The organism is Paraburkholderia graminis C4D1M (genome assembly GCF_000172415.1).
In the GTDB taxonomy this organism is placed as follows: domain Bacteria; phylum Pseudomonadota; class Gammaproteobacteria; order Burkholderiales; family Burkholderiaceae; genus Paraburkholderia; species Paraburkholderia graminis.
In genome coordinates, this window is record NZ_ABLD01000004.1 from 497,170 (window position 1) to 507,199 (window position 10,030).

Consider the following 10,030-nt stretch of genomic DNA (forward strand, 5'->3'; position numbering starts at 1 on the left):
CCGCCCCTTATGCGTAGACTTCGGCGTCGGCGAGACGCTTGGCCGCCGCATCTTTCGCTGCGAGCAGCGGCTCGAAATCAACAGGCCATTTGATACCGATAGCGGGATCGTTCCAGAGAATGCTGCGCTCATGCTCAGGGAACCAGTAGTCGGTCGTCTTGTAGAGGAACTGCGCGGACTCCGACAGCACGACGAAACCATGCGCGAAGCCAGGCGGCACCCACAGTTGCCGATGGTTCTCCATCGACAACGTCACGCCAACCCACTTGCCGAAGTTCGGCGAACTCTTGCGAATATCCACCGCGACGTCGAACACTTCGCCTTCCACCACCCGCACGAGCTTGCCCTGCGCATGTTGAATCTGATAGTGCAAGCCGCGCAGCACGCCTTTCGCGGAACGCGAATGATTGTCCTGCACGAACGTCACGCCGGCCTCGACATGCTCCGCGAATTCCACGGCATTAAAGCTCTCGTAGAAATAGCCGCGCGCATCGCCGAATACCTTCGGCTCGATGATCTTGACTTCGGGCAGCGCCGTAGCGGTTACTTGGATGGCCATGCAACTTGGTCCGTAAGAATGTTTTGCAGATACTGCCCGTAGGCGTTCTTCGCGAGCGGCGCGGCGAGCGCGAGCAACTGCTCGGCGCCGATCCACTGCTGGCGATACGCGATTTCCTCGGGACATGCGACCACGAGGCCCTGGCGCTTCTGCAACGTCGCAATGAACGTGGCCGCTTCGATCAGCGAATCATGCGTGCCCGTGTCGAGCCACGCATAGCCGCGGCCCATGATCTCGACATTAAGCGCGGCGTTGGCGAGGTAACGCGAATTGACGTCGGTGATCTCGAGTTCGCCGCGCGGCGACGGCTTGATGTCCGCCGCGATGTCGCAGACCTGCTTGTCGTAGAAATACAGACCCGTGACGGCGTAATTCGAACGCGGCTTCGCGGGCTTTTCCTCGATGGACAATGCGCGGAACTGCTTGTCGAACTCGACTACACCATAGCGCTCCGGATCGTGCACGTGGTAGGCGAACACGGTCGCGCCGTCGGCCTGATCGTTCGCGCGCTCGAGCTGCTTCGCGAGATCGTGACCGTAGAAAATGTTGTCGCCGAGAATCAGCGCCGACGGGTCGTTGCCGACGAACTCACGCCCGATGATGAACGCTTGCGCGAGGCCGTCCGGCGAAGGCTGAACCGCATACTGAATGTTCATGCCCCACTGGCTGCCGTCGCCGAGCATGGCTTCGAAGCGCGGCGTGTCCTGCGGCGTGGAGATGATCAGCACGTCGCGAATGCCCGCCACCATCAGCGTGGACAGCGGGTAGTAGATCATCGGCTTGTCGTAGACCGGCAGCAGCTGCTTCGAAACGACATGGGTGATCGGATAGAGCCGGGTGCCGGATCCGCCCGCGAGAATAATGCCTTTGCGCGCCATGACCGTGCCTTTACGCGCGTTGCGCGTAGTTGGTCTCAACCCACTTGCGGTACTCGCCCGAAGCGACTTCGTCAGACCATGCCTGATTGTCGAGATACCACTGAACAGTTTTTGCCAGACCCGTTTCGAATGTCTCCGCAGGCTTCCAGCCGAGTTCGCGCTCGAGCTTGCGGGCGTCGATTGCGTAACGGCGATCGTGGCCCGGACGGTCCTTCACGTAAGTGATCTGGTCGCGGTACGAACCGGCCGTTTTCGGACGGAGCGTGTCGAGCAGATCGCACAGCGTGTGCACGACCTCGAGGTTCTTCTTCTCGTTCCAGCCGCCGACGTTGTACGTTTCGCCCGGCACGCCGCGCGCGAGCACTTCGCGAATCGCGCTGCAATGGTCGCCGACATACAGCCAGTCGCGCACGTTCTGACCGTCGCCGTATACCGGCAGCGGCTTGCCGCCGAGCGCGTTGGCGATCATCAACGGAATCAGCTTTTCGGGGAACTGGTACGGGCCGTAGTTGTTCGAGCAGTTCGTGGTGAGCACCGGCAGGCCGTACGTGTGATGGTACGCGCGCACCAGATGGTCCGAGCCCGCCTTGGTCGCCGAATACGGGCTATTGGGCGCGTACGGCGTGGTTTCGGAGAACTGCGGATCGGTCGCGGACAGCGAGCCGAAGACTTCGTCGGTCGAGACGTGCAGGAAGCGGAACGCTGCCTTCGCGGCTTCGTCCAGCGTGTTCCAGTAGCTTCGCGCGGCTTCGAGCAGCGTGAACGTACCGACAACGTTGGTTTGCACGAAATCGGCCGGGCCGTGGATCGAGCGGTCAACATGGCTTTCCGCGGCAAAGTGCAGCACCGCGCGCGGCTTGTGTTCGGCGAAGAGCGCGTCCATGGCGGCGCGGTCGCAAATGTCCGCGCGCACGAAGACGTGCTTCGGATTGCCTTGTTGCGACTTGAGCGTGCCGAGATTGCCGGCATAGGTCAGCTTATCGACGTTCAGCACCGCTTCGTCCGACGTATTCAGCCAGTCGAGCACGAAATTGGCGCCGATAAAGCCGGCACCGCCCGTAACCAGGATCATGAAATTCCCTTCCAGATATCAGCGACGGCCCGGCATTAATGAGCCGGCCGCTCGCCACGCGTTATGGTGTTCGATTATTGCGGCGCCCGCGGCCTTGCACGGCACGCAGGCGCTTGGACGCCAATCTTATGAAGCCCAGATTATAAAGCCGCGCCGAGCAAAAACTAGAACCCTAACAACTTGAAACAGCTTGACAAGTCTGGTTTCCGGTGCAGTTTGCGAAGTCGCATAGGGGCGTTGATGCTTGCCGGGTCGACGGGGCGTATGCAAAAGATTAACGCGCGGTCAGATGCTCAGGCCGAAAGGCAAATCGCGGCGTTGCGCGAAAGGAATCGAAAGCATAGAAGGGACATGCTGCGGACCGCGCCATTGTGCCGCTGGCGGCATTTGCAGGACGGGCGAGCGCCCGTCCATGAGCTGCAGGCGCTTCAGGCCGCGAGCATCCAGCGCAGCGTATCCATGAACGGAATGGCTTGCACCTCGGGAACCAGCGAGCGGAGCTTCGCGGGCGAACCGGCGAGGACCTTCACATCCGTTTGGCGGACGAACGCGGGATTGACATGCACTTGCAGCTTATGTCCGGTCATGTCGCTGGCCGCGGACAGAATCTCGCGCAGCGTATAAGGCGTGCCGGTGCAGACGTTCACCGTTTCGCCTGCCGCATCGGATGTCAGCAACGCTTCGTAAGCACGCGCCACATAGCGCACGTCGGAGAAATCGCGCGCGACGTCGAGATTGCCGAGTTCAATGGATGGCTCGCGCCGCGCGAAATGCTCGACGATCTTCGGCACGAGAAAGTTGGACGCCTGGCCGCGCCCGGTGTAGTTGAACGGCCGCGCGATCAGGATAGGCAGCCGCTCGAACCACGTATGCACCATCGTTTCCATCGCCGCCTTGCTCGCGGCGTAGTGGTTGACGGGCGTGAGCGGGAAGCTTTCGTCGATCGCATCGCTCGTCACGTTGCCGTACACGTTGGCACTACTCGCGATCAACACCTTGCGCGGCGTGTGGCCGGTCGCGGCGCACGCTTCCAGCAGGTTCAGCGTGCCGATCACGTTGACGCGGTAAAAATCGAGCGGATCGTCATGGCCGACGAAGCTGATCGCCGCAAGATGCACGATATAGTCCGGCCGCACGGTTTCCATCACATGCCGGCAGTTTTCCGGCGACGTGATGTCGAGCCTCAGGCGCGTGGCCGTTTCGGGCTCGTCATGCCCGGCAAAGGTTTCGATCACGGTATGGCCGCGACCGGCGAGGTTCTCGACCAGATAGCGGCCAGTAAAGCCGCTCGCTCCAGTGACGAGCGTGCGGACGGGTTGCTTCGCATGGGAAGACGACATGCTTTCTCCGTTCACGAGGGTCATCCTGTTGTGATGCAATATTGCGCCGGTCGTTCACTGCGGCGGATGCGAACTGCCGCCAGGTTGCCTGCGGAGTGGTCGCATAGTGGCCACAGCGGCCGCGCGGTGGCCTTCAACTGCTCGGCACACACGTGATGGCCGCCGCACCGCGCGATGCCGGCGCTGCAAACGGGCTATTATGTCACGCTCTTTTGCTGCACCGCCCCAACGCGGCACGCCTCCTGCATCGCCGCGCGTATCGAACCGCCAACATTTCGTCGATGACACCGTCAACCGCGCCTTCACCCGCTTTGCCAATCTCGCAGCAGCAGCCCGTGCCTCTGGCTTTCGGCGATCTGCAAGGCTGCCGCACGCCGTTCCAGCGACTGCTCGCGAAGGCCGCGCCTCCCGCCGGCACGCCGCTGTGGTTCGCGGGCGACCTGATCAACCGCGGCGCCGAGTCGCTTGCGACGCTGCGCGACATCATCGCGCTCGGCGATCGCGCGGTGCCGGTGCTGGGCAATCACGATCTGCATTTGCTGTCGGTATCGGCGGGCATTCGCCAGTCGAAAAAAGGCGACACCATCGACGACATTCTCTCGGCGCCCGATGCCGCCGATCTGCTCGAATGGGTTCGTCATCGCCCGATCGCCCACTACGAGAACGGCATGCTGATGGTGCATGCGGGCGTCGTGCCGCAATGGGACGTGAACCTCACGCTCGATCTCGCCGACGAATTGCAGCGCGCGCTGCGCGCGCCGAACTGGAAGGAAACGCTCGCCGGTCTCTACGGCAACGAGCCGAGTTTATGGACGCCGCAATTGAAGGGCATCGAGCGGCTGCGCGTGACCTGCAGCGCGTTGACGCGGGTGCGCTTCTGCAACACCGAAGGCGCAATGGACTTCAGCAGCAGCGGTGGCCTGAACGCCGCGCCGCCTGGCTGCATGCCGTGGTTCGACGTGCCGTGGCGCAAGACCGCGGACGTCACCGTCGTATTCGGTCATTGGGCCGCCCTTGGGCTGACGTTGCGCGACAACCTGATCGGGCTCGATTCGGGCTGCGTGTGGGGCGAAAAACTGTCGGCGGTGCGGCTCGCGGCGAACCCCGCCGAGCGCACGCTCACTCAGGTGGAATGCGAGAACTGCCGCGCGCGCGGCGGCAACTAGACAGCGCTCGTCCGAAAGACGCTCAGACGCTTGGCGAGCGGCCGGACTGATCGACCGGTTCGATCAGCGTCTCGTTGCTCGCTGACGACTCCACTCGCTCGACAACCAGTGCGCCGCTCGTTGCCGCGCCACCCTGCATTTCCGTCAGCGCGGCCGCAACGGCGCCCTGCGCTTGCGCCGCCAACGCACGGCGGTCGGCGCCAGGTAGAAGCGGCTCGCACACGTAGACATGCGCGGTCAACGGGCCGCCGCGCAGCAGCAGATTGAGCGAGTCGGCGAGCGAAAGATCGTCGATATAGGCAGGCGCCGTCGACTGCCGGCCGTGTGCGTCTTCATACATGATGCACAGCGGCTGCACCGGCACGGACGCCGACACCGCCGCCTGAAACATGTTCGCGTGAAACGGCAGCAACTCGAGACCATTCGACGTCGTGCCCTCCGGAAACACGCACATCAATTCGCCGGCGCTCAAACGGTCGGACAACTCGTGCATGATCCGCTTTGCGTCGCTGCGTTTCTCGCGCTGGATGAACACCGTATCGAGTTGCTGCGCGAGCCAGCCGACCAGCGGCCAATGCCGGATTTCCGCTTTGGACACGAACGGCGTCGGCCGCCACGCATTGATCACGTAGATGTCGATCCACGAAATGTGATTGGCGACCACCAGCGCGCCGCGATCGAGCCGCGCGCCATCGTTATGGACGACGAGGCGCATGCCGCACAGCCGCAGCATCTTCAGCGACCACGCGCGATTAAGCGCGTGACGCCGGTCGGCATCGGCTTTCGGAAAACGCGTGGCGACGATCCACATGCCGTGCAGCAGATGCGCGATGAGACGGGCCTTGCGTAACGCGAGCTTCATGGTCGGAGCTTTTCCTGGCGAGTCGATGCGGTGGCTGCGGTCAATGCGAAGTCAGTACGTGTCGATGCCTGAGTCATGCCGCGAACATCAGCGCAAACATCAACGCAACATCAGCGCTGTTCGAACGCGACGCGGCCCGACACGATGGTCGCACGCACGCGCGCCGGCAGTTCGTAGCCGAGGAACGGCGTGTTATGCCCCTGGCTCTTCAGCGCGCGCGGCTCGACGCGCCAATGTGCGTGACGGTCGAACACGCACAGGTCCGCCACGCTGCCCACGGCGACGCGGCCAGCCGCGTCCAGATCGAGCACTTGAGCCGGCGCAGCCGTGATGCGGTTGAGCGCCTTCGCGAGCGGCACGCCGGCTTCGTCGGCCCATTTCACCGTCAGCGAGAGGAACAGCTCGAGGCCCGTTGCGCCCGGTGTGGCTTCGCCGAACGGCAGCAGCTTTTCGTCGTCATCGACGGGCGTGTGGTCCGAGCAGATTGCGTCGATCGTACCGTCGACGAGACCCGCGCGAATCGCTTCGCGATCGCGCTGCTGACGCAGCGGCGGATCGAGGCGGAATTGCGCGTCGAAGTAACCGATGTCGAGATCGATCAGATGCACGTGATTCACCGTGACGTCGCACGAAACCGGCAAGCCCTCGGCCTTGGCCTCGCGCATCAGCGCAATGCCCGCCGCCGACGACACATGCGACAGATGCACCCGCGCGCCCGTCACGCGCACGAGTTCGAAGATCGTATGCAGCGCGATGGTTTCAGCCGCGACGGGCACGCCGGAGAGGCCGAGCCGCGACGCGAGCGCGCCGCTCGCGGCCACGCCGCCCTTGCCGAGATACGCGTCCACAGGACGCAGCCACACGGTGAAGCCGTACGTCTTCGCGTATTGCAGCGCGCGCATCAGCACCTGCGTATCGACCACCGGCGCGTCGGCCTGCGAAAAGCCGATGCAACCCGCCTCGGTCAACTCCACCATTTCGGTGATGACCTGGCCTTTGAGGCCGACGGTCAACGCGCCGAGCGGATACACGTGCGCCTGATCGAGATTGCGCGCGCGGAACTTCAGCATTTCGACGAGGCCGGGTTCGTCGAGCGTGGGATCGGTGTCCGGCGGACACACGAGGCTCGTCACGCCGCCCGCGAGCGCCGCGGCCATTTCCGATTCGAGCGTTGCCTTGTGCTCGAAGCCAGGCTCGCGCAGACGCGCCGACAAATCGACCAGACCCGGCGCGATATGCAAGCCGCGGGCGTCGATGGTTTGCGTCGCCTCGAAATCGGCGGGCGCGTTGCCGAGCGCGACGATCTTGCCGTCCGCGATAAAAACGTCCTGCTGCTGTTCGGTGCCCGCTGCGGGGTCGATCAGCGTGCCGCCTTGAATGTGAATCTTCATGCGCTGCCTTAGTTGTTTCAGCCTGGTTCGGCGAAGGTTTTGCGTTCGCTTGCCGCGTTCGTTTGCCGCGTTCGTTTGCCGCGTTCGTTTGCCGAGTGTTCGAGCCGCGAATCAGTCGTTATTGCCCGCGACAATCCCCATCACCGCCATGCGCACCGCGATGCCGAACGTCACCTGATTCAGGATCACCGATTGCGGACCGTCCGCGACCTGCGAGTCGATCTCGACGCCGCGGTTCATCGGGCCCGGGTGCATCACGATTGCATCCGGTTTCGCGAGCGCGAGCCGCTCGGGCGTCAAGCCCCAGCTCTTGAAGTACTCCTGCGCCGAGGGCAACAGCGCGCCGCTCATCCGCTCGTTTTGCAGACGCAGCATGATGATCACGTCGACGTCCTTCAGTCCTTCGTCGAGGTTGTGGAACACCCGCACACCCATCTGTTCGAGGCCGCCCGGCAGCAGCGTGCGAGGACCGATCGCGCGCACTTCCGGCACGCCGAGCGTGGTCAGTGCATGAATGTCGGAGCGCGCGACCCGCGAATGCAGAATGTCGCCGACAATCGCCACCCGCAGATTCGTGAAGTCCTTCTTGTAGTGGCGGATCGTGTACATGTCTAGCAGCCCCTGCGTGGGGTGCGCATGACGGCCGTCGCCGGCATTGATCACATGCACGTGCGGCGCGCAGTGCTGGGCGATCAGATACGGCGCGCCGCTCGAAGCGTGACGCACGACGAACATGTCGGCGTGCATCGCCGACAGATTGTTGATCGTGTCGAGCAGCGATTCGCCCTTGCTCGTCGACGATGCATTGATGTTCAGATTCAGCACGTCCGCGGACAAACGCGTGGCCGCGATTTCGAACGTGGTGCGCGTGCGCGTGGAGTTCTCGAAGAACAGGTTGAACACCGACTTGCCGCGCAACAGCGGCACTTTCTTCACCTCGCGATCCGTCACGCTGACGAACTGGCTCGCGGTGTCGAGAATGTGATTGACGATCGCCTTCGGCAAACCTTCGATCGACAACAGATGCTTAAGCTCGCCGTTTTTCGTGAGCTGCGGGTTGCCCTTCAGGAAGCCATAACGGAAGCGCTCGGTGGCGCTATCGGCGGAATCCTGCGGAGCCTGGGTGGCGGTATTCATGATTTACCTGCTTGAAATACGGGCTTCAACGTGTTGGTGCGATGCGGCGTTGGAAGCTGCACTTGCAGCCGCACTTGCATCTGCACTCAATCGACGCGTGCTTCGGTATGAAACGTGAAACGCGGCTGATCGGCGCTGCTGGTTTCGTCGCGCGCGAGCACGAGCGTGGCGTCGGCGGGCACATCCACCACGCCGCCGACAAAGCGTGCCGCCACCGGCAACTCGCGCCCGCCGCGATCGGCGAGCATGGCCAGTTCGACCGCTGCCGGACGGCCGTAGTCGTACAGCTCATTGAGCGCCGCGCGAATCGTGCGGCCGGTGTACAGCACGTCGTCGACCAGCACGATGCGGCGGCCGTCGACGGAAAAAGGCAGCGACGTCGGGCTCGCCTGCGAGTGCAAACCTTTCTTCGCGTAGTCGTCGCGATGCAGCGCGACATTGACGACGCCGAAGCTCGCCAGGTTCAGATCGCGCGCGAGCCGTTCGGCGAGCCACGCGCCGCCGCTGTAAATGCCGGCCAACACGGCGCCCTCGGCGCCGTCGTGCGCACCGAGCTTGTCGCCGTACGCGGCGCGAATCTGGTCGAGCAGCGCGCGGTATAGCGCTTCAGCGTCAATGGAACTCATGGGTGTCGGAAAGTCCGTCAAGATATTGCTGAAGGATGATGCTGGCGGCTTCGGCGTCGAGCATATCGGCGCGGCCCTTGTTGGCGCGCGTGGTCGCTTCCGCCTCGACCGACGAATAGCGCTCGTCGACCCACGTCACCGGCAAATTGAAGCGGCCGTTCAACTGATTGCCGAAGCGCTTTGCGAGCTGCGTCATTTCGTGCGGCGTGCCGTCCGGATGCATCGGCAAGCCGACCACGAGCGCGTCCGGCTTCCATTCGGCAATCAGCTTGCCGACTTCGGCAAAACGATATTCGCGGCTGCGATTCTGCACGATGACGAGCGGCCGCGCGCTTCGGGTAAGCGAATTGCCGACCGCGACGCCGATGCGCTTTTCACCGTAATCGAACGCGAGCAGCGTCGCCTCGCGTCCGCCCGGCAGGCTCATGCGGCGCCTCTCATGCGTGCCCGGCCTCGCCCGACAGCATGGACAGCGAGACGCCGAGCAGCGCGAGCGCGGCTTCGAAGCGCTCCTCGGCGGGCACGTCGAACACGATTTTCGGATCGGCCTCGACGGTGAGCCAGCCGTTCTTCGAAATCTCTTCTTCGAGTTGGCCCGCACCCCAGCCGGCGTGGCCGAGCGTGAGCAGAAAACGCTCGGGACCAGTGCCGCTCGCGACCGCCTCGAGCACGTCTTTCGACGTGGTCATCTCGAGACCGCCCGGCACCGACATGGACGACGTGTAGGTATTGCCGTCTTTCGGATCGTGCAGCACGAAGCGCGCCGAAGTGGACCGCACGACGCTCGTCTATCGCGATGCTTTGACTCACACTACGCGTATCGTGCGGGTGCAAGACCAACTATGAACAACGCCTTTCCCAGAGAGAGTGGCCTTTGAGCACGCTGATCGTCTTATTGCCGCCGCGTGATCCGGCGGTGCCGTCGCAGGAATGGCAGTTGCCGGACTTGCCGTTCGTGCTGCTCGACAAGTCGGGACGCACGCAGCGCGCCGGGCGTTC

Annotated in this window: 10 protein-coding genes and 1 pseudogene; 1 reads left to right on the forward strand and 10 read right to left on the reverse strand. The window is 63.5% G+C overall.

What is annotated here, in order from left to right; translation table 11 throughout:
- Positions 1-7: 7 nt before the first annotated feature.
- The 4 genes from rfbC to BGRAMDRAFT_RS10270 form a co-directional block, all read right to left on the reverse strand.
- Positions 8-559: a dTDP-4-dehydrorhamnose 3,5-epimerase gene (gene rfbC, locus BGRAMDRAFT_RS10255; RefSeq protein ID WP_006048651.1), complete on the reverse strand. Its 552-nt coding sequence runs from the start codon at positions 557-559 to the stop codon at positions 8-10.
- Positions 544-1,437, reverse strand: a complete 894-nt coding sequence (rfbA, locus tag BGRAMDRAFT_RS10260) for a glucose-1-phosphate thymidylyltransferase RfbA (RefSeq protein ID WP_006048652.1) — start codon at positions 1,435-1,437, stop codon at positions 544-546. Before rfbA ends, rfbC begins: the two co-directional genes overlap by 16 nt.
- Positions 1,438-1,447: 10 nt before the next feature.
- Complete coding sequence (rfbB, locus tag BGRAMDRAFT_RS10265) at positions 1,448-2,509, reverse strand: dTDP-glucose 4,6-dehydratase (protein WP_006048653.1); 1,062 nt, start codon at positions 2,507-2,509, stop codon at positions 1,448-1,450.
- Between the two features lie 428 nt (positions 2,510-2,937).
- On the reverse strand, positions 2,938-3,849 hold the full coding sequence (locus BGRAMDRAFT_RS10270; RefSeq protein ID WP_006048654.1) for a GDP-mannose 4,6-dehydratase: 912 nt from the start codon (positions 3,847-3,849) through the stop codon (positions 2,938-2,940).
- A 281-nt stretch (positions 3,850-4,130) separates the two neighbouring features.
- Between BGRAMDRAFT_RS10270 and BGRAMDRAFT_RS10275 the strand changes: the two genes are divergently transcribed.
- The gene (locus BGRAMDRAFT_RS10275) at positions 4,131-5,015 is read left to right on the forward strand and encodes a symmetrical bis(5'-nucleosyl)-tetraphosphatase (RefSeq protein WP_006048655.1); all 885 of its coding nucleotides are present in this window, start codon (positions 4,131-4,133) and stop codon (positions 5,013-5,015) included.
- A gap of 22 nt (positions 5,016-5,037) precedes the next feature.
- Here the strand turns inward: BGRAMDRAFT_RS10275 and BGRAMDRAFT_RS10280 are convergent, their stop codons facing one another.
- The 6 genes and pseudogenes from BGRAMDRAFT_RS10280 to BGRAMDRAFT_RS10305 form a co-directional block, all read right to left on the reverse strand.
- Positions 5,038-5,877 carry a lysophospholipid acyltransferase family protein gene (locus BGRAMDRAFT_RS10280; protein ID WP_006048656.1) on the reverse strand — a complete coding sequence of 280 codons (840 nt, stop codon included), beginning with the start codon at positions 5,875-5,877 and terminating at the stop codon, positions 5,038-5,040.
- A gap of 110 nt (positions 5,878-5,987) precedes the next feature.
- Positions 5,988-7,268, reverse strand: a complete 1,281-nt coding sequence (locus BGRAMDRAFT_RS10285; RefSeq protein ID WP_006048657.1) for a dihydroorotase — start codon at positions 7,266-7,268, stop codon at positions 5,988-5,990.
- A gap of 111 nt (positions 7,269-7,379) precedes the next feature.
- The gene (locus BGRAMDRAFT_RS10290; protein WP_006048658.1) at positions 7,380-8,405 is read right to left on the reverse strand and encodes an aspartate carbamoyltransferase catalytic subunit; all 1,026 of its coding nucleotides are present in this window, start codon (positions 8,403-8,405) and stop codon (positions 7,380-7,382) included.
- Positions 8,406-8,491: 86 nt separating this feature from the next.
- Positions 8,492-9,031, reverse strand: a complete 540-nt coding sequence (gene pyrR / locus BGRAMDRAFT_RS10295) for a bifunctional pyr operon transcriptional regulator/uracil phosphoribosyltransferase PyrR (protein ID WP_006048659.1) — start codon at positions 9,029-9,031, stop codon at positions 8,492-8,494.
- Entirely contained in the window at positions 9,018-9,458 is a 441-nt protein-coding gene (gene ruvX / locus BGRAMDRAFT_RS10300) for a Holliday junction resolvase RuvX (RefSeq protein WP_006048660.1), read from the reverse strand. The genes pyrR and ruvX overlap by 14 nt, the downstream gene beginning before the upstream one ends.
- 10 nt (positions 9,459-9,468) lie before the next feature.
- Positions 9,469-9,801, reverse strand: a pseudogene (locus BGRAMDRAFT_RS10305) (YqgE/AlgH family protein); the annotation flags it as partial.
- Positions 9,802-10,030: the final 229 nt, after the last annotated feature.